At 63.4% G+C, this 18,631-nt stretch carries 16 protein-coding genes; 5 read left to right on the forward strand and 11 right to left on the reverse strand.

Going from position 1 to position 18,631, the window contains the following annotated elements; translation table 11 throughout:
- Nucleotides 1–40 precede the first annotated feature (40 nt).
- Complete coding sequence (gene speE / locus PV764_RS16230; protein WP_019185260.1) at nt 41–895, forward strand: polyamine aminopropyltransferase; 855 nt, start codon at nt 41–43, stop codon at nt 893–895.
- 289 nt (nt 896–1,184) lie between these two features.
- Here speE and PV764_RS16235 read toward each other — a convergent pair whose 3' ends face one another.
- The gene (locus PV764_RS16235; RefSeq protein WP_026070109.1) at nt 1,185–2,090 is read right to left on the reverse strand and encodes an aspartyl/asparaginyl beta-hydroxylase domain-containing protein; all 906 of its coding nucleotides are present in this window, start codon (nt 2,088–2,090) and stop codon (nt 1,185–1,187) included.
- A gap of 475 nt (nt 2,091–2,565) precedes the next feature.
- Here PV764_RS16235 and PV764_RS16240 point away from each other — a divergent pair, with 475 nt between their 5' ends.
- Complete coding sequence (locus PV764_RS16240) at nt 2,566–3,219, forward strand: RIO1 family regulatory kinase/ATPase (protein WP_421117089.1); 654 nt, start codon at nt 2,566–2,568, stop codon at nt 3,217–3,219.
- Nucleotides 3,220–3,258: 39 nt separating this feature from the next.
- Here the strand turns inward: PV764_RS16240 and PV764_RS16245 are convergent, their stop codons facing one another.
- The gene (locus PV764_RS16245; protein WP_019185257.1) at nt 3,259–3,597 is read right to left on the reverse strand and encodes a P-II family nitrogen regulator; all 339 of its coding nucleotides are present in this window, start codon (nt 3,595–3,597) and stop codon (nt 3,259–3,261) included.
- A 126-nt stretch (nt 3,598–3,723) separates the two neighbouring features.
- Between PV764_RS16245 and ubiK the strand changes: the two genes are divergently transcribed.
- On the forward strand, nt 3,724–3,987 hold the full coding sequence (ubiK, locus tag PV764_RS16250; protein ID WP_019185256.1) for a ubiquinone biosynthesis accessory factor UbiK: 264 nt from the start codon (nt 3,724–3,726) through the stop codon (nt 3,985–3,987).
- Nucleotides 3,988–4,009: 22 nt separating this feature from the next.
- Here ubiK and yidA read toward each other — a convergent pair whose 3' ends face one another.
- Nucleotides 4,010–4,849: a sugar-phosphatase gene (gene yidA / locus PV764_RS16255; RefSeq protein ID WP_421117090.1), complete on the reverse strand. Its 840-nt coding sequence runs from the start codon at nt 4,847–4,849 to the stop codon at nt 4,010–4,012.
- A gap of 159 nt (nt 4,850–5,008) precedes the next feature.
- Here yidA and PV764_RS16260 point away from each other — a divergent pair, with 159 nt between their 5' ends.
- Nucleotides 5,009–6,511 (forward strand): YifB family Mg chelatase-like AAA ATPase, encoded by a 1,503-nt coding sequence (locus PV764_RS16260; RefSeq protein WP_019185254.1) that lies wholly within the window; start codon nt 5,009–5,011, stop codon nt 6,509–6,511.
- Nucleotides 6,512–6,591: 80 nt separating this feature from the next.
- Here PV764_RS16260 and PV764_RS16265 read toward each other — a convergent pair whose 3' ends face one another.
- Genes PV764_RS16265 through lanKC form a run of 5 tightly spaced genes read right to left on the reverse strand, consistent with a single transcriptional unit; the run spans nt 6,592 to nt 14,269 of the window.
- Entirely contained in the window at nt 6,592–7,287 is a 696-nt protein-coding gene (locus PV764_RS16265) for an ABC transporter ATP-binding protein (protein ID WP_019185253.1), read from the reverse strand.
- A 50-nt stretch (nt 7,288–7,337) separates the two neighbouring features.
- Nucleotides 7,338–8,552, reverse strand: a complete 1,215-nt coding sequence (locus PV764_RS16270; RefSeq protein WP_019185252.1) for an FtsX-like permease family protein — start codon at nt 8,550–8,552, stop codon at nt 7,338–7,340.
- An 11-nt stretch (nt 8,553–8,563) separates the two neighbouring features.
- On the reverse strand, nt 8,564–9,883 hold the full coding sequence (locus PV764_RS16275) for an ABC transporter permease (RefSeq protein WP_346463441.1): 1,320 nt from the start codon (nt 9,881–9,883) through the stop codon (nt 8,564–8,566).
- Entirely contained in the window at nt 9,883–11,589 is a 1,707-nt protein-coding gene (locus PV764_RS16280) for an ABC transporter ATP-binding protein (RefSeq protein WP_237740339.1), read from the reverse strand. Before PV764_RS16280 ends, PV764_RS16275 begins: the two co-directional genes overlap by 1 nt.
- Nucleotides 11,561–14,269: a class III lanthionine synthetase LanKC gene (gene lanKC, locus PV764_RS16285; RefSeq protein ID WP_421117091.1), complete on the reverse strand. Its 2,709-nt coding sequence runs from the start codon at nt 14,267–14,269 to the stop codon at nt 11,561–11,563. The genes PV764_RS16280 and lanKC overlap by 29 nt, the downstream gene beginning before the upstream one ends.
- Nucleotides 14,270–15,042: 773 nt before the next feature.
- Here lanKC and PV764_RS16290 point away from each other — a divergent pair.
- The gene (locus tag PV764_RS16290) at nt 15,043–15,714 is read left to right on the forward strand and encodes a VOC family protein (RefSeq protein ID WP_421117093.1); all 672 of its coding nucleotides are present in this window, start codon (nt 15,043–15,045) and stop codon (nt 15,712–15,714) included.
- Nucleotides 15,715–15,778: 64 nt separating this feature from the next.
- Here the strand turns inward: PV764_RS16290 and PV764_RS16295 are convergent, their stop codons facing one another.
- From PV764_RS16295 to ubiA, 3 genes are all read right to left on the reverse strand, one after another.
- Nucleotides 15,779–15,922, reverse strand: coding sequence for a hypothetical protein (locus PV764_RS16295; protein WP_167390338.1), 144 nt, complete (start codon nt 15,920–15,922; stop codon nt 15,779–15,781).
- Between the two features lie 267 nt (nt 15,923–16,189).
- Nucleotides 16,190–17,581, reverse strand: a complete 1,392-nt coding sequence (locus PV764_RS16300) for a short-chain fatty acid transporter (RefSeq protein WP_037553828.1) — start codon at nt 17,579–17,581, stop codon at nt 16,190–16,192.
- 155 nt (nt 17,582–17,736) lie between these two features.
- Entirely contained in the window at nt 17,737–18,630 is an 894-nt protein-coding gene (gene ubiA / locus PV764_RS16305; protein ID WP_421117094.1) for a 4-hydroxybenzoate octaprenyltransferase, read from the reverse strand.
- Nucleotide 18,631 lies beyond the last annotated feature (1 nt).

Consider the following 18,631-nt stretch of genomic DNA (forward strand, 5'->3'; position numbering starts at 1 on the left):
AGCCCGGCTCCACCACCCTTCCGAACAGGACTGCTCCTCCATGACTGACAACAACAACTGGTACATCGAACACTTCGAGCGCACCGGCTCGGCCATCGGCTACCGCCTGACCGGCAAGCTGGACGAAGTGCAGTCGCCGTTCCAGAAGATCGAGATCTTCGCGACCACCGACTGGGGCAACCTGATGACCATCGATGGCGCCATCATGTTGACCAGCAAGGACAACTTCTTCTATCACGAGATGATCAGCCACCCGGTGCTGTTCACCCACGCCGCGCCCAAGCGCGTGGTGATCATCGGCGGCGGCGACTGCGGCACCCTGCGCGAAGTGCTCAAGCACGAGGGCGTGGAGAGCGTGACCCAGTGCGACATCGATGAGCAGGTCACCGTGATGGCCCGCAAGCACTTCCCGGAGCTTTGCGATTCCAACGACGACCCGCGCGCCGAGCTGATGTTCGACGACGGCGTGGCCTACATGGCCAACTGCCCGGCCGGCAGCGTGGATGTGGTGATCGTGGATTCGACCGATCCGGTCGGCCCCGGCGAAGGCCTGTTCAACAAGGCGTTCTACGAGAGCTGCTTCAAGGCCCTGAAGGACGACGGCATCCTGGTGCAGCAGTCCGAGTCGCCGCTGATGCAGCTGGACCTGATCAACGAAATGCGCACCGAGATGGGCAAGGCCGGCTTCGGTTCGTTCAAGACCCTGCCGTTCCCGCAGCCGTGCTACCCGACCGGCTGGTGGAGCGTCACCCTGGCCCGCAAGGGCGAGAGCAGCTTCGACTTCCGCCAGGCCGATTCGGCTGGCAAGGCGTTCGAGACGCTGTACTACAACGCCGCGCTGCACACCGGCGTGCTGGTGACGCCGCCGTTCGTGGCGGCGGCCCTGAAGGGCTGATGCGTTAAGCGTCGGTGTCGATCGTTGCCGCGCTTCGCGCGGCCAGCCGACCAACGGTCGGCTCTACCGGTCGCCTTCGGCCCGGGTGTTGATCGGCCGGCCCCGGTTGGCCTTCGGGCCCTGCATTGGCCGTTCGGCCCCGGCAACGAAGGGGTAGGCACCGACCGTTGGTCGGTGCGCCGTGAGACCGGTTCATGCAGACAACAAAAGACCCGCGCTGGCAGCAGCGCGGGTTTTTTTCGTTTCCGGTAGTGCCGGCCGCTGGCCGGCAACCTCATGACCCCAGCAGTCAGATCGCCCAGATACCCGCAATCACCGCCACCACCAGGCCCCACTTGATCACCTGGTAGGCAACCACGCTGCGCTCGCGCAGCGCTTTGGCCTTCAGGCGCACCTTGTAGACGCTGCCGAAGGCCTTGTTGACGCCACCGGTCGGGTCACCCGGCAGGTTCGGCGAGGCACCACCAGCCAGCAGCGTGGAGGCCACCGCGCGGTTGAACAGGCCCGGCAGGCCGAAGCGCAGCGGACGCGCGATATCGCAGAACAGGATCACGCGGTCATCCGGCGTCTCGTTGTGCGCGTGGTGGATGTAGGTTTCATCGAACATCATCCACTCGCCATCGCGCCAGCTTTTCTTGATGCCGTCCACTTCGATGTAGCAGGCGTCATCGTTCGGCGTGGCCAGGCCCAGGTGCAGGCGCAGCGAGCCGGCAAAGGGATCGCGGTGCGGGCGCAGTTCGCTGCCCGAGGGCAGCTGGGCGAACATCGCCGCGCGCACGTCCGGCAGTGATTCCAGCAGCGCGGTGGTCTTCGGGCACAGCGCCTTGGCCGAGGGGTGCGAGGGGCCGTACCACTTCAGGTAGAAGCGCTTCCAGCCACGGCGGAAGAACGAATTGAAGCCCGCATCGTTGAACGTGCTGGAGGCAGCGATCTTGTCGGCATCGCGCAGGGCCAGCGCTTCGTCGCGGATCATCTGCCAGTTCTGGCGCAATGGCTCGAGCTGCGGGAATTCCTTGCCCGGGTCCAGGAAGGGCGTGGTTGGCACCTTCGAGAACGCGTACATGATCACGTTGATCGGCGCCATGAAGCTGGAGTGGTCCAGCAGCTGGCGCGACCAGCGCGCGCGCACCTTGCCGCGGTAATGGATGTACAGCACGCAGGCGATGAACAGCCCTGCCAGCACGATCTTGATCATCAGTCTTCCTCCGGCACAGCCGGACCCGAAATGGTGGGGGGATGCACGGAAGTGACCGGCACCGATACGGCGGCAGAGGGCGGGGACGTGCCGGAGAGGGGCGGCCGCCGATGTCGCGAACAACAGCATATGGTCCGCAGCGCCTGCGTCGCGGTCAAGCGCGGGCTGGGTGATGTTCAGCGCCGGGTGACCCATGCAACCGCCTGCTGCGTTGGACGCACGGCAGCGCTGCCTGCCCCGCACTCCCCCGGTGATCGCCAGCAACCCGCTGATATTGAACGGAATTATTCCAAACGATACAAGATTGTCCGCTTCAGCGTGACGAACTGTTCCACCCCGGGCGACGACATTTCTCCGACATCATCTGGATTCGTGTACTGACGAGTACTAAAATTAACGAAATCTTTAGTTCCCACCATAAGCAGCACCGGTACGCCTGACGCATTGCGCCGACCGCCGGGTCGCACAGACCCCTATGAACACAATCGTTGCCTCGTGTGTCGATGACACCGCCCCCGCCGAGCTGCTCAAGCGCGGCGAACGCCTCCTGGAACCCGACGTCTACCGGACCTGCCTCAACGGGCAGCCGGCCGTGGTCAAGGATTACACCCGTTACCGCGGCACCCCGCTGTCGCCGATCGCGCGCCTGCTGGTCCGCCGCGAAGCGCGCATCCTGCAGCGCCTGAGCGGCTGGAAGCACGCCCCTGCCCTGCTCGGCACCATCGGCGGCCTCGCGCTGGGCATGGAGTTCATTCCCGGCCAGACCCTCAGCGCGGCCCAGTCGGTCGGCATCGAGGTCTTCGAGCAGCTGCAGTTCGCGCTCACCCGCCTGCATGCCGCCGGCATCACCCACAACGATCTGCATGGCACCAACGTGATGGTCAGCGGGGGCGTGCCGGTGCTGGTGGATTTCACCTCGGCCTGGCGCAGCTCGCGCTGGCTGCCGGTGCACCCGGTCTCGCGCCAGTTGCGCCGCAGCGACATGAAGAATCTGCTGAAGATGCGCCAGCGCCTGACCGGCGAGCGCCCCAGCGCCTCCGAGGCGGCCCAGGTGGCCGACCCGCGCTGGGTGGCCGGCGTACGCGTGGCCTGGAAGCGCTTCTACCGCTGGTTCAAGGGCCACGCCTGACCGCGCTTGCCCATGCGCCCATGGGCAAGCCGGCGTGCGTTACAGCGCGTCGGCGTCCAGTTCACCGGTGCGGATGCGCACCACGCTGCCCAGGTCGTACACGAACACCTTGCCATCGCCGATCTTGCCGGTGCCGGCGGCCTTGACGATGGCTTCCACCACCTCCTCGACCTGGCTGTCGGTGACGGCCACCTCGATCTTCACCTTGGGCAGGAAATCGACCACGTATTCCGCCCCGCGGTAGAGCTCGGTGTGGCCTTTCTGCCGCCCGAAGCCCTTGACCTCGGTGACCGTGATCCCGGTGACGCCGCGCTCGGCCAGCGCTTCGCGCACGTCGTCGAGCTTGAACGGTTTGACCACCGCCATGACCATCTTCATCCGTCTGCACTCCTGTCTCTCAGGCTGCGAGGATAACGCCTGTCCGCCGGTGAACGCGATGCGCGCGGTCAGTGCCGCCGGCAGCGTGGCGGCTTATCCTTGGCGCATACCCCGCGGAGCCGCACCATGATCGACCTCAACCACCTCGATGACCTCGCCCGCCGCCTGAGCGACATGGTCCCCCCGGGCCTGCGCCAGTCGCGCGAAGAACTGCAGGCCACCTTCAAGACCGCGCTGCAGGCCGGGCTGGGCAAGCTGGACCTGGTCACCCGCGAGGAATTCGACGTGCAGCGCGCCGTGCTGCTGCGCACCCGCGAGAAGCTGGAGGCGCTGGAGAAGACGGTGGCCGAGCTGGAAGCACGTGGCGGATCGGCTGCGCCGCGCGAGTAAGCCGGGCTTGCGCTGACGCGCGTCAGGCGTCCTGCAGCACGAACCGCTCGATCGCCAGCGCCACGCCGTCCTCGGCGTTGGTGGCGGTCTCGAAGCGCGCGCTCTGCTTGACCGCCGGAATCGCGTTGCCCATGGCGACGCTGGTCCCGGCGAACTGCAGCATGGTCAGGTCGTTCTCCTGATCGCCCACCGCCATCACGTTGGCCCGGTCCACGCCCAGATGGGCGGCCAGCCTCTCCAGGCTTGGCCCCTTCCCTGCCCGGTCGTCGAACACCTCGAGGAAGAACGGCGCGCTCTTGAGCACCGCGAAGCGGTCGGTCAGTTCCGAGGGCAGGCGCTGGATCGCGGCATCCAGCACCGCGGGTTCGTCGATCATCATCAGTTTGATGAACTGCATGGCCGGGTCCATGTCCTCGACCCGGCGATACGACAGCGGCACGTTCGACAGGTGCGAATCGGCCACGGTGTAGTGGCTGATGTCCTGGTTGGGCGTGTACATGCGCCGGCCATCGAGCGCCTGGAAGTGGATACCGAGTTCGCGTGAGATCCGCTCACAGAACACGAAGTCCTCGAAACTCAGCGGAAACTCGACCACGCGCTGGCCGCTGCCGATGTTCTGCACCAGCGCGCCGTTGCAGGCGATGCAGTAATCCTGCTCGCCCTGGATACCCAGCTGCTGCAGGAACGGCGCCATGCCAGACACCGGTCGGCCGCTGGCCAGCACCACCTGCACGCCCTGCGCGCGGGCGCGGGCGATGGCGTGCATCACCCGGGGCGTGAGCGTGTGGGACGGATCAAGCAGGGTCCCGTCCATATCGACGGCGACCAGTTCGATCGGGCCGGAGCGGTGGTGCATATCCATGGTGTTCGACGGCGTGGCACGTGGGGGCATCCAGTCTAGCGGCAGTACCGGATACGGTGGCGGTGCTTGCCTACCCCGTGGCGCGGTGAACGCCTATGGAGTGGGTGCTCCGTTCACTGCCATTGTTCCCACCATGCCGCAGATCCCGGAAACAACCGCATGAGCCTCGCGCTGGTGCACAGCCGTGCCCGCGCCGGTGTGAAAGCCCCTGCCGTGCGCATCGAGGTGTTCCTCTCTGGTGGGCTGCCGCATACCCAGATCGTTGGGCTACCTGCGGCGGCCGTGCGGGAATCGCGCGACCGCGTGCGCGCCGCGCTGATCTGCGCGCGGTTCGAGTTTCCGCAGCGGCGGATCACCATCAACCTGGCTCCCGCCGATCTGCCCAAGGAAGGCGGCCGATTCGATCTGGCCATTGCGCTCGGCATCCTCGCCGCCAGTGGCCAGATCGATGCGCAATCCCTGGACAAGTACGAATTCCTGGGCGAGCTGGCCCTCACCGGCGAGCTGCGCGGTGTAGACGGTGTCCTGCCTGCCGCGATCGCAGCCGCCGGGGATGGCCGGAGCCTGATCGTGGCTGCGGCCAACAGTGAAGAGGCGGCGTTGGCCCAACATGCCGACGTACGCATCGCACGCACTCTGCTGGAAGTCTGCAGCGCCCTTGAAAGCGGCACGCTGCCACCGGCTGTGGCCGCCGCCACGGTGCCGGTCAGCATTCCCGACCTGCGCGATGTGCGCGGGCAGCTGCAGGCGCGCCGGGCGCTGGAAGTCGCGGCGGCCGGCGGGCACCACCTGCTGCTGCTCGGCACGCCGGGCTGCGGCAAGACGCTGCTCGCGTCGCGTCTGCCCGGCATCCTGCCCGCGGCCAGCGAGCTCGAGGCCCTGGAAGCGGCGACCATTGCCTCCTGCAGCGGACAGGGCATTGATGCGGGGCGCTGGCGGCAGCGGCCCTATAGAGCGCCGCACCATACCGCCAGCGCGGTGGCGCTGATCGGCGGCGGCTCGCATCCCAGGCCAGGCGAGATCTCGCTGGCACACAACGGGGTGTTGTTCCTGGACGAACTCCCGGAGTGGAGCCGGCACGCGCTCGAGGTCATGCGCGAGCCGATCGAATCCGGGGTCGCCGTGGTCAGCCGCGCGGCAAGGACGGAGCGCTTTCCCGCGCGGTTCCAGCTGGTTGCGGCGATGAACCCCTGCCCTTGCGGCTGGGCGGGGGATCGCAGTGGCCGCTGTCTCTGCAGCGAAGAGGTCATCCAGCGTTACCGGGGGCGGGTTTCCGGGCCCTTGATGGACCGCATCGACCTGCATGTGGAAGTGCCGCGGCTGGACCCGCGCGAGCTGCGCGATGACGCGCCGCTGGGCGAAGACAGCGCGAGTGTTCGCGCCCGGGTGGTGGCCGCGCGCGACGTGCAGCTGCTGCGCAGTGGGAAAGCCAACGCCCAACTACTGCCGTTCGAGCTGAGCGCGCATTGCCGGTTGTCGCGGGAGGATCAGCAGCTGTTGGAGGATGCTGTGGAACGGTTGCAGCTGTCGGCGCGCTCGATGCATCGCATCCTGCGGGTGGCGCGGACGTTGGCGGATCTGGGGCATGCCCAGAACATCGAGACCGCGCATGTGGCGGAGGCGATCGGGTATCGGCAGTTGGATCGGGGTGGGGGGACGTGATGCGGCACAAGCCGGCGGAGTCCGATCCGTCAGCTTGCCGGTAGCCGGCAAAGCCGTCAGGCGGCTAAGCGGCTAAGTGGCTAAGCGGCCACAAAATTCACATCGGGCCTGAATCTGTCACTGAGGGTACCGTCCACAATGTGCACGTTTCTGGTCGCCTTCAGGGCGAGATCAGGATCATGGGTGACCATGATGATCGTGGCGCCGCCAGCGTTGATCTCCTGCAGCAGCTCCATGACAGTTCCCGCCATTTCGCCGTCCAGATTGCCTGTCGGCTCATCCGCCAGCAGGAGCCGCGGGCGGCCAGCCAACGCTCGCGCGATGGCTGCGCGCTGCTGCTGTCCACCAGACAGTGCTCGTGGAAAGTGATGCATCCGGGAGCCGAGGCCGACACGCTGCAGTACGCGGATGATTCTTTCAGCGCGCTCTTTCACGCCGAGTCCGCGATACCTCAAGGGCACATCGACATTGTCGTAGAGTGTCAGATCAGGGATCAGATTAAAGCCCTGGAAGATGAAACCCACCTTTTCATTCCTGATCCGACTTCGATTGCCGTCACTGAGTCTGGACACATCCCGGCCATCGAGCGTGTACGTACCCGTCGTCACACCCTCCAAAAGACCAGCAATGTTGAGCAATGTGGACTTGCCAGAGCCCGAGGGACCGGTAACAGCGAGGAACTCCCCTTCGCCTACGTGAAGGTCAACCTCCCTCAAGGCATGCGTTCGCACATGTTCGACCTGAAAGACCTTGCTCAATCCCTGCATTCTCAACATCTTCCACCTCGCGCTTTAGGGAGACGCCTTTCAGGCGCCCTTAGATCAATTCAGAACGACCGGATCGCCTGAACAGGCGTGATCATCGATGCCTTCAGCGCCGGCGCAAGTACTGCGAACTGGCCGAGTATCCATAGCGCCGCGGCGCCAAGTGGCAAGTACATCGCGGGCAGCCGGGGCAATTCATAGAAGCGCATCAGCGCCAGATTCAGTCCGTAGGCAAGCACCAGGCCTGCGGCGACGCCGACGCTCACGATCATGAAATTTTCGATCTGGAAGTAGCGAAGCACGTCCCATCGTGTTGCTCCCAATGCGCGGCGGATCCCGATCTGCTTGCGGCGCTGCTCCACCCAGTAGCTCGCCAACCCGCCGATGCCGAGTGCAGTAGCACCGAGGAGCGCGGCGATGACGCCCGCCAGAAGTCCCATCATCACCGTTGCATCATGGAAGAACTCTGTACGGAGCTCAGTCAACGTTCGACTGGCGGATTGATCGAAGACCACATCAGGGGCGGCAGATGACACCACCCTTGCTACTTGGCCAAATACCCGCGGGAGATCGTCGGGCATTGCTCGAACGATGTAACGTCCTGCAAGGTATGGCCCAGGACTTGCTGGCACGAAGAGGGACCAATCATTTCCCAAGGCCTCGCCGCCGCCGGGTTGCGAGATGATGAGATGCTCGACGACGCCGATGACAGTGAATCGCGTATCCAACGCCCACAGGCTCCGCCCCACGGCGCTCTGGCCGGGCCAATAGCGCTCCGCCAATTGTTGGGTAATCAGCACGGGCGCATTCGAAGGGACGTACTGAGCAACAGGCGTGTACTCCGCCGGCTCTGGCATCCTGCCCGCGACAAGCCTCAAGCTCAACGCCTGGAGCGCAGCGGAGTCTCCCAGGTAGAAATCCAGCACGCCACCAGGTTGCTCCAGCTCCTCGTCGGTGCTCACGCCGGCCCGGATTCCCGGCTCTCCAAAAGGCACAGCGCTTATCACCCCCACCGACTCGACACCGGGAATCGCCCTGAGGGCACTCGTCACACGGGCATTGATGTCATTGGCGTTGTCCGAGCTGAAACCAGAGAGTTGAACGACACCAAGCGCAGACTCCTGGATCCCGCTGTCCAGATTCAGTGCCCGACGTCTTTCCATAAACATGAAGATTGCATTGCAGAGCACTGCGCATGCCAGTGCAATCTCCGCTGCTATCAGAAACGTGGCCAATCGATGCTTTCGCAGGGCGGCGACGATGATTCCCACTTGCATGATGGACTCCGCTATAGCAGCTTCAATTGGGCCACTGGCTGGATCGAGCTGGCCCGGTAGGCCGGAAGGGCACCGGCCAGCAAACTGCTCACCAAAGACAGGACAAACGTAGCGATGAACATGGTGACGTCCAGGCGTATCAGGTCTGCGTATGCCACCGGCTGGGTGCGAATCGCCCATAAGGCGAACAGAGTCAGAAGCAGGCCAGCGACCCCACCAATGATGCCAATGACCCCCGCCTCCACAAGGCACTGCGTAAACACCGCTGTCCTGCTCGCTCCCAACGCCCGCCGCAGTCCAATCTCTCCGCCATGCCTCATGAACTTGGCCAGCAACAGGCCCACGACATTCGCCAGGCAGATGATGAGAAATGCGAATGACAGAACGGCCTGAACCTTCACATCACTGGGTACGACGCGATTGAAGTCCAGCCACTCCATCAGCGATGGCATACGAGTGTTCTGGTCATGCGCAATACGACCCAGGCGCTTCTGCTCGCTGGCATAGTTGGCGAGATAGCGACGGTAGTTTGCGACCTTCTCCCGACTGCCAAGCTCCACCCATACACCGACCGCCACGCACGGTGACCCCTGCAGGACGCCGCTGCGCTCTGGGGCGGCCCAGCACGTAAAGGGCTGGAAGTCCCCTTCGTTTATCTCAAGGCTCGCTGACATCGGGAGAAGGACATCATCGGCTGCGCCATAGAATCCTGAGGTCTTGCCACCAGAGAAGCGCCCCCCTCGGATTTTGTAAAACAGGGGCGCAGGGCGCCATGGCTTGAGCACGCCTATCACTTGCAGCTTCGCATCTTTGACACTGAGGGTCTGACCGACGCTGTCACGACCTCCGAACAGTTGCCGATTCAGGCGATCGGATATGACAACTACCCGGCTGCGCCGCCTATCGTCCTCCTGCGTCCACGCTCGCCCGTACTGAATCGGCACCTCGAACATCGGGAAAAAGTCCGCTGTGGTCGAGGTCGAAGACACCATCAATGGAACGGTACCGGTCAGATCTGATCGTACTTTCACCGGGCTCGACACGACCATCGTCTGCCTGTCGGCCTGGCTGGACGACCACAGATCGTGGGCAGTCCGGTAATCCAGTACGTCGTACGGCTCGCGTCCTCTGGAAGCAGGGTTCACATCGACCTGAGGGTAGAAGATGCGGGCACTCTTTCCCGGAAGTGGATCGCCCGACAGCAGGCGCATGACGGTCAGCGTAGCCATGCAGGCACCAATACCGACGGCGATCGCCAGAACCATCAATCCGGTGACGACCTTGCTTCTCGCTGCGTTGCGCAGAGCGACCTTGACGTAGTAGAAAATCATCATGAAGCATTTCCGTGGTTCGCCACCAAGGTTCTCTGCCTTCCTGACGTCGCCCGCGGTTGGTCGGGGCTGAACACACTCGGTGAGGGCTGCTCCAGCGACCCAAGGTGGTGACATTCGTCGAAGAGGTCTCGGAACCGGCTGCCGCCATGCATGATCATCACTAGGGTTCCGCCTTCGGTCCATGCCATGATCTCTCGCATCGCGACGTCCTGAGCGCTGGTATCCAGGTTTGCGAGGGGCTCATCCAGCACATAAAGATCCGCTGCTTTGCTGAGCACCATGGCCAATGCGAGCTTCTGCTGCTGCCCGGCTGACAGCTGGTCGGGATAGGCCGTTAGGATTTCCGGACAGTCCAGGCTAAAGGACTGGAGCAGGCGCTGCTCGACGTCAAGCTGTCCAACCCTCAGCGGTGGAAATGCAAGTGGCAGCGTAGCGGCACTGATCCGGGAAGGAAGCGAAACGCCCCCCTGCGTCGGGTACAGGCATCTTGCCAGAATGTTGGCAAACGTTGTCTTCCCGGATCCGTTGTCGCCCGTGATCAGAACGCGGCGCCCGGCCTTCCAGGCCACCGATACATTCCGCAGCACGTCGGCCGCGTTGTAGGAGAAGCCAACATCCATGGCGATCACGCCGTCGCTGACGTCGAAATCAGGCGTCTCGTGACCATGAAGGAATTGGGTGATCCGATGAACGGTTGCGCCATGGCTCTGGAGCTCGGCCCAGTGCTTGAAGATCGCGATCAATGTCGTCGCGGCCCGCCAGAATGAATTCATGAAGGCAATGAATGAGCCGAACGTCATCTTTCTCTGAAGGACGAACAATGCGCCAACAAAGATCGAGCAGACATCCGACAGCACCATGGTCAGGTCACTGGCACCCTGCAGGGTGCGGACGGCCTTGAATCGCTTGTAGCCGGTATCAAGCAATACGCCCATACCGTTATCGAATTCCTTGACCGTCTTGTTCACAAGCCCAAAGCCGCAAACCATCTTGATGCTTCCAACGGCCTTGGTCAGCAGACCGAGCACGTCGGCTTCATTTTCCCGCTCGGTCGATGTCAGGTGGCGGATTCTGTTGCCGACAGACAAGCTCACGACCGTCGCCACGGGAATGATGACCACCAGCACGGCAAATGCTTGCCAGGAGATGAGGATCAATGCAGAGACCAGGGCCAGCAACATGGAGATCTTCGTCGCAAGCACTCGCACCAACGCAAGCATCGGAACCAACCCATCCTTTACATCCGCCCGTATGCGCGATACGTAGTGCCCGACCCCATTGCGGAGGAAACAACGGTAGTTTTCGGTGTAGAACGCTCCAAGCAGATCCGCACTGATTCGCCTCACGATCCTGTTATCCAGGCGTTGCTGCCACAACGAGGTGGCGTAGGCGCCAGCATTCAGGGATATGCCAAGCACCAGATAGCCGAGCACCAAAATAATCACCCTTTCAACTTCGCCGCTGGACGACGCATGATCAAGAATTGCCTTGATCAGCAAGGGGTGAATCAGGCCTTCGGCAGCGCCGATCAGCACACCTGCAGCAGTCACGCCGATGTATTCACGTCGATCGCCGCCCAACAGACAAGCGAAGTCTCTCACGCTAGTCTTGGCAGTGGAGGCAGCCTGCACTCCTTGTCCTCGGGCTGCGAATTTCATTGCGCGCTCCTCGCGATCACGCAGACGCTTGGACAGCGTGCGCACCGATGCGCTTCAGCAGTGGCCCGTCCATGACATCCAAGCAGAAGTCATCGCTATCAGGAGCACTGAGCCTCTGGACGGCGCGTATGACCCCGGCCATTCCAGTTGCATAATCACACGATATGCGGAAGAGGTTCTCTCCAGGCACCGCAGCCATGTCGTCGTCTCCGAAAACATAGAGATCGGTAAGGCCTTGGTAGGCACGCTGGGCCATTTCCAGATACTTGGGGTTGCCGGAGTACACGTGGGCATCAACCAGCGTGTCGATGAGGCCAGCCAAGCCATACATGAGGCCTGCGAAGCCGGCGTACTTTCTGTGCAGATCTAGTACGAGCTGATCCACCGTCTCCCAAAGTCCGTACCGGATGGCCACCTTGACGATGCCGGCGGTGCCTTGCTCAATGTAATGCTCATAAGTCGTGATCCCTGCCGGAGCAGCGGCAAATGTCGTCACCCCTGCCTCCAGCTCATGGCCATGAGCGAGGTCGTAGCACAGGGCAGCCTTGCCCAGAGTTCGCCAGCGCTGGTCTCCGGCGGCCTGTGACAGTCGAAGGAAGAAAAGAGCGATTCCGGATTGTCCATAGCCAAAGCCGATTCGGACGACTCCATCGTCTTCCCAATACAGCCCGTCGTTGCTCCGAAGCGCGGAGGACTCGAGCTGTGCCGCGAGCTCCAGGGCCAGGTCAAGATAGCGATGGTGACCAGAGACCACGTAGGCGGCCAAATCGGCCAAGCCCAGGCCTGCCATCCCGTAGTACAGGGAAGGATGTGTGATGTTCTGCGCACTCCTGTTGGCTTGGTCCACAAAGCTGAGGCCAATGGCGGCCTCTCCCATTGCCAGGTGCGCCCAACCGATCCCCGCGAGGCCGGTCAGGAATCCCGGCGCCGCATTCTGGCTGTTCAGGCTAGAGACCTCGGCGAGATGCCGATCCCATGCCGCTTGGGGCACCTCCACTCCGGCACGGATGAGCGCGTAGATCACCCCTGATGACCCAAAACCAAGGCTGCTACCGTTTGTCGCCAGCGCGAATGGATCGCACGGGAAGAGCGTGTGATTCGGGTCGAGGCGATAATTGACTTGGATGAAGGCGGCCAGCCTCTTCAGCACGCTGTCAGCGGGAAGGCGTCTACCAGCTCTGGAGGCATAGGGCTGGCGAATGCTCACCGGCTGCAGCAGCCGTTCCTCCGCCTCTTTCAGGCTGACCTTGCCTCGTGCGAGGTCACGGATGACCCCCATGACGGGCGTGTCCTCCCAGCCGATATCCCACACAATCTCAGGCAGCACTGTATCGAACAGATCATCTCTGATGTAGGCCATGGCGACGATCGGGAACATGGCGTACATCATGATGGCAGCCACGGCATAGTTGTCATCTTCGTAGCTGCTGATCCTTGCCCGGCTCTTAAGCTTGCTCCGGAAGCCAGGTGTGTGGATGTCCTCTGACTCTCCGAGCTCGGGTCGAAACGCGGCCTCAAGATCGATCAGGCGGACTGCCAGACTGTTCTTGGCAACAAGGATATTGGGAGGAGACAAGTCACCGATCACCATGCCCGCCCCATGAGCTAGATCAACTGCACGCATGATGTTGACGAAGATGTCCCTGTACATCGCGTAGAACGCATCACTATCCGCCAGCGTCGGGCGTACTTTCATCAGTGGAGAGAACTGCAGCATGACCTGACGCATGTCATGGGCATCGACGTACTCTTCGACCATGTAGAGGTTTTCCCAGTCCCAGAACGTATCGAGGACCGCTGGCGCGATACCCAAGGAACTCAGGATGCTCAGGTTCTCCATCTCGCGCTTGAGACGGGTAGTCGCATCCCCGCCGTTCTCGTAGAGCTCGACATGAGGACGCGCCTCCTTGATGACCACCTGTCGGCCGGTAGCGCGCTCGATCGACAGATAGACACCTCCCGTGTTGGAGAAGCCCAGCGCGCTTTCGACGAGATATCGTCCCCCATTGAGTGATCGGTCGTCAGTTTCATCCTCATCACTCGGGAACGGATCCTGAGCCCACGGCGGACTCTCGAAGTATGGGTTCCGGCGGTCAGGCATGTGCTCTCCCGATGGCCCCACTAGCATCGGTATCCGCTTACCCATGATGTCCAGGTGGCTCACCTGGATGATGCCGCCATAGCGGTAGTACAGGCAGCGGCTGTCCTTGTAGCGTCTGTCGGACAGAATGTAGGAGCCGGTCCGGGCGCCAAGCGCCTGGTAAAGCGCCTCGATCACCTGGATGAATTCGCCCTCCGTGTGCGGATAGACGGTGATGAACTTTCCGGACCCTCCCCGGGGCCATCGCTTGGATGTCATCATCCTCATCGTCCGGCAATCGTTCGCGAACTTGAACTGGACATCCTGCTCCAGCAACAGCGCCGCAGCGTCAGCCAGCATGGCGCGGCAATTGTCCTCGATCGCCGACAGGTGAATCTTCCACCCTTGGATGGGAAGAGAGCGCACCTGAGCATCGCCACCAGGCGTCACGTGCGACCAGACATTCTTCCGGCGAATTTCCCAACCACGCCCATGCGCTGCCAGTAGTGGTCGCACGATTGCGGCGAGCTCATCGCCCGGCGTGTAATGGTCGTAATCCGGCTCATAGAAGCGATCATCGCTATTGATGAACGTGATCTTGTCTACGTGCCGAAGTTCCCGCAGTGTCAGATTTTCAGATGCCATGGCGCGCGCTCCTTGAATGGGCTCGGCGCTTGACCCATGTATTGAGCCAAGCGGTGTCCAACACTGCTGCGGGAAGGACATCGGGCAGCGGTCCCCTCTCCGGCTGGATACGCCGGCTAGCGATCCTGAGACGCACGTCGCAGGTAGGACGCCGGGATGAGAGCTCCTCCTCTCACCTTGCCCACCGTCAGGCAGGATCTCCAGCTTGGACGCCGATCACTGAAGGTCTGAATCGTGGGTGCGTTCCACACCCACGATTATTCACATCAGTCACAGGCGGTGGTTAACGATCCACGCTCCCGGCGCCGCAGCAGGTGTGCGTCGAGCTACCCGAGCTGTTTCCCATCGTGCCGGCATTGGTGTCCAAGGCTAGGCGCTGCAGATTGAGTACGCGATTCATGAGATTTCTCCTTATTATGAAACGAAGAATCCGATCTGACTTGATTGTGTATCGAATCAGTCGGTGACACTGCGCACTGGCATTTCAGTTGCGCAGATAAATGGGCATTACGAAACAGCAACAACCGTAATGGACCGTGTAGCGCCGCGGACTGCGGATTGCGGTTGATTCTCCTACCGATAAACGTCCGCGAAGGGGCGAAGGCGTTGACGAATATTCAACGCCTTTCGTAGCCAGGCGAGTAGCCGGTCTTCTCCGCGTAATGAAGTAGGAAATGCCCTTGTAACGGCGTCCATGTGATCAGATCAACGCATAGCGCGCGCCTCGGTTATCCAGCAGAATGTCGACGTAGCTACGCGAGGCCTCCCGCACCATGCGCATCCATCAGATCGATCTCCCTGTGTCCGATGTCGCCGCCACCGTGGCGTACTTCCGCGATGAACTTCAGCTGCCGGTCGAGGGCTCAGCCGTGCGCATCGGCTGGAGCACCCTGAAGCTGCAACCCGCAGGATCGAACCCGGTCGGCGGTGTGCACCTGGCGTTCAACGTGCCCGCCAATCGCTTCGAGGCGGCCACCGACTGGCTCAAAGCACGCGCCACCCTGCAGCGCGATCTGAAAGGCCATGACCACTTCACGTTCGATGGCCGCTGGGATTCGGAATCGATCTATTTCACCGGGCCGGACGGCCTGATCCTGGAATTGATCGCGCGGCGACGCTTGCCTGCGGGCGAGTGCCAGGGCGGGTTCCACGGCAGCGAGATGACCTGCATCAGCGAGGTCGGCCTACCCGCTGAACACGTCGGTGAAGTGCAGGCAAACGCACAGAACGCCTTCGGGCTGGCGCCGCTGTCACAGCCCACGCCGCACTTCGCACCACTCGGCGATGACGAAGGCCTGTTGATCGTGGTCGATGCCACCCGCCGCTGGTTCCCCGAGCAGAAGGTGCTGCCGAATGCGCGCGGCATCCGCGTGGTGCTGCATGACGTGGTGCCGGGCGCGGTGGTCGAAGACGCAGCATTGGGCTGGCACCTGCGCTCGGCCTGAGCAGGCCCGGACGAACGAAGCCCCGCCGGAGCGGGGCTTCAGTTCGCACAACAGCCGGCTGGGCTCACTCTTCCTCGTCCTGCTGGCCGCCCTGCTGCTGGTTCTGGTTGCGCTGCTGCTGTTCCTGCTGCTGTTGCTGCTGCTGGCCGCGACCACTCTCCTGCTGCTCACCGCGCTGATTCGGGTTCTGCTGGTTCTGCTGAGCCATTTCGATTCTCCGGTTGCCGCGAACGGAATGTCGCGGTCCGGGCCATCCTCTGCAGCGCGAGGTTAACGACGTGTGGGGGTTTGCATACGAATTCGTCAACGTCTCCACGCCCGCCTTTTCAGCGAGTGCAGACCCCATGTCGCAGTAGGCGTTGACCCGCATATGAACGGTTCGAATGCCCTTATTCCGCTTCCCACAGAATGCCTCGTCGTGCGACTGAACAGGGCATCGCTGGGCCAACGTCTGCAGATGACGCGCAGATGACGATCACGGCATCACCGGCGGCACGTAGGTCAGCGTCATGCCGAGCAGCCACAGCAGGCCGAGCACCAGCGGGATGTGCACCAGCAGCTGGATGAAGGTGAAGCCGACGATGTCGCGCGCCTTCAGGCCGAGCACGCCCAGCAATGGCAGCATCCAGAACGGGTTGATCAGGTTCGGCAACGCCTCGGCCGCGTTGTAGACCTGTACTGCCCACCCCAGATGGGCCTTCAGTTCGTTGGCCGCCTGCATGACGTACGGCGCTTCGATGATCCACTTGCCGCCGCCGGAGGGCACGAAGAAGCCGAGCACGGCCGAGTACACGCCCATCACCAGCGCGAAGGTGTCGGTGGTGGCGATATGCACGAACAACGTGGAGAGACGATGGGCGAGCGTCTCATCGCCACTGCCGGTGGCGTGCGTGAGAATCATCGCGATGCCGCCGTAGAGCGGGAACTGGATCAGCACGCCGGTGGTGCTCGGTACGGCCTTGGCCACCGCGTTGAGGAAGCTGCGCGGGCGCCAGTGCAGCAGCAGGCCAAGCGAGATGAACAGGAAGTTGTAGGTGTTGAGGTTGGCGATGGCGGTCACCACCGGCTTGCTGGCGAACTCGCCGAACAGCCAGCCGAACGCGAGCAGCGAGAGCAGCACGGTGAGCAGCGGGCTGTACTCCAGCCACTCGCCGGGGCGGGTGCGCGGCGGCAGCGGCTCGGCTTCGGCGCGGGCGGCGCCTTCGAAGTCCTTGGCAGTGCGCGCGGAGGCGGCCCCGGGGGCGGTCAGCCAGGCGATCAGCAGCGAGACCAGGATCAGCGCGGCGGTCAGCGCGATCGACTGCCACAGGAAGATGGTTTCGGTGAAGGGCAGCACGCCGGTGATCTCGACCAGGCCGGGCGGCATGCTGGCCGGGTTGGCCTGCAGCTGGGCGGCCGAGGAGCTCAGGCCCATCGCCCAGACCGCGCCAAGGCCGAGATACGCCGAGGCACCGGCGGCGCGGTAGTCCATGTGGAGTGCTTCGCGGCGGGCCAGCGCGCGGACCAGCAAGCCGCCGAACACCAGCGAAAAGCCCCAGCTGAGCAGCGAGGCGAGCATGCTGATCAGACCGACGTAGACCACCGCGCCACGGCCGGTCTTGGGGACGCGGGCCAGCAGATCGATGAAACGCGCGACGATCGGCGCGGTGGCGACGGCGTAGCCGCCGATGACCACGAAGGCCATCTGCATGGTGAAGGGGATCAGGCTCCAGAAGCCCTCGCCGAATGCCGTGGCGGTGGCCTGCGGGGTGGCGCCGAAGCCCATCGCGGCGGCGGCGACGATGACCACGCCGAGCACCGCGAACACGTACGCATCAGGGAACCACTTTTCCGCCCAGGCGGCTGAGCGCAAGGCCGCGCGCGCCATCCAGCCGTCCTGCACCACCGTCGACGTGTTCATTGCCCCGCCCTCCCCGATCATTCGATGGGAGGGATTCTGGGCGCTGGCCACGGCGCTGTCAGTCGCCTAATGGTCGTAGTGCGCGTTACCGGTAGCACCCGACCGTTGGTCGGGTGGACCCCTCAGCGCAGTGCCAGCGACACCGCGATGCCGGCGAACAGCGCCGCTCCGACCCAGTTGTTGTGCAGGAAGGCCTTGAAGCACGGGTCACGCTCGCGCTTGCGGGCGATCCAGAACTCGTAGGCGATCAGCCCGGCGGCCACCCCAACGCCCAGGCCGTAATAGAACCCCAGCCCGGCGCGCAGGCCGACCAGCACCATCGTGCCCAGGAACAGCGCATAGAGGATGCCCTGGATGACCAGGTCCAGATCGCCGAACAGGATCGCGGTGGAATGCGAGCCCATTTTCAGGTCGTCATCGCGGTCGACCATGGCGTACCAGGTGTCATACGCGGTGGACCACAGGATGTTGGCGCCGTACAGCAGCCAGCCGATCACCGGCACCTCGCCCTGCACCGCGGCGAAGGCCATCGGGATGCCCCAGCCGAAGGCCATGCCCAGGTAAACCTGCGGCAGGTGGGTGTAGCGCTTCAGGTAGGGGTAGCTGGCGGCCAGGAACACGCCGATGAAGCTCATGCCGATGGTGAGCCAGTTCAGGGTCAACACCAGCGCGAAGGCGACGATCATCAGCCCGGCGAACAGGGCCAGCGCCTCGCGGCCGGAGACGGCGCCGCTGGCCAGCGGGCGGTCCTTGGTGCGCTTGACGTGCGGGTCCAGCCAGCGGTCGGCGTAATCGTTGATCACGCAGCCGGCCGAGCGGGTCAGCCAGACGCCGGCGGTGAACACGAACAGCGTCCACAGCGGCGGCAGCCCGCCGGAGGCCAGCCACAGCGCCCACCAGGTGGGCCAGAGCAGCAGCAGGGTGCCGATCGGGCGGTCGGCGCGCATCAACTTCCAGTAGTGCCGCCAGCGCGACGGGGGCGCCGCCTCGGGCGCTTCAAAACGTTCGTAAGCCATC

Source organism: Stenotrophomonas sp. AS1 (assembly GCF_048957655.1).
In the GTDB taxonomy this organism is placed as follows: domain Bacteria; phylum Pseudomonadota; class Gammaproteobacteria; order Xanthomonadales; family Xanthomonadaceae; genus Stenotrophomonas; species Stenotrophomonas bentonitica_A.

Coding starts and splice junctions, on each gene's coding strand:
- PV764_RS16235 (WP_026070109.1), bottom strand. CDS start 2,090: ATGATCAAGATCGTGCTGGCAGGGCTGTTCATCGCCTGCGTGCTGTAC.
- PV764_RS16245 (WP_019185257.1), bottom strand. CDS start 3,597: ATGAAGATGGTCATGGCGGTGGTCAAACCGTTCAAGCTCGACGACGTG.
- ubiK (WP_019185256.1), top strand. CDS start 3,724: ATGATCGACCTCAACCACCTCGATGACCTCGCCCGCCGCCTGAGCGAC.
- PV764_RS16265 (WP_019185253.1), bottom strand. CDS start 7,287: ATGTTGAGAATGCAGGGATTGAGCAAGGTCTTTCAGGTCGAACATGTG.
- PV764_RS16295 (WP_167390338.1), bottom strand. CDS start 15,922: ATGGCTCAGCAGAACCAGCAGAACCCGAATCAGCGCGGTGAGCAGCAG.
- speE (WP_019185260.1), top strand. CDS start 41: ATGACTGACAACAACAACTGGTACATCGAACACTTCGAGCGCACCGGC.
- PV764_RS16300 (WP_037553828.1), bottom strand. CDS start 17,581: ATGGCGCGCGCGGCCTTGCGCTCAGCCGCCTGGGCGGAAAAGTGGTTC.
- ubiA (WP_421117094.1), bottom strand. CDS start 18,630: ATGGCTTACGAACGTTTTGAAGCGCCCGAGGCGGCGCCCCCGTCGCGC.
- PV764_RS16275 (WP_346463441.1), bottom strand. CDS start 9,883: ATGATTTTCTACTACGTCAAGGTCGCTCTGCGCAACGCAGCGAGAAGC.
- PV764_RS16270 (WP_019185252.1), bottom strand. CDS start 8,552: ATGCAAGTGGGAATCATCGTCGCCGCCCTGCGAAAGCATCGATTGGCC.
- lanKC (WP_421117091.1), bottom strand. CDS start 14,269: ATGGCATCTGAAAATCTGACACTGCGGGAACTTCGGCACGTAGACAAG.
- PV764_RS16240 (WP_421117089.1), top strand. CDS start 2,566: ATGAACACAATCGTTGCCTCGTGTGTCGATGACACCGCCCCCGCCGAG.
- yidA (WP_421117090.1), bottom strand. CDS start 4,849: ATGGATATGCACCACCGCTCCGGCCCGATCGAACTGGTCGCCGTCGAT.
- PV764_RS16260 (WP_019185254.1), top strand. CDS start 5,009: ATGAGCCTCGCGCTGGTGCACAGCCGTGCCCGCGCCGGTGTGAAAGCC.
- PV764_RS16290 (WP_421117093.1), top strand. CDS start 15,043: ATGCGCATCCATCAGATCGATCTCCCTGTGTCCGATGTCGCCGCCACC.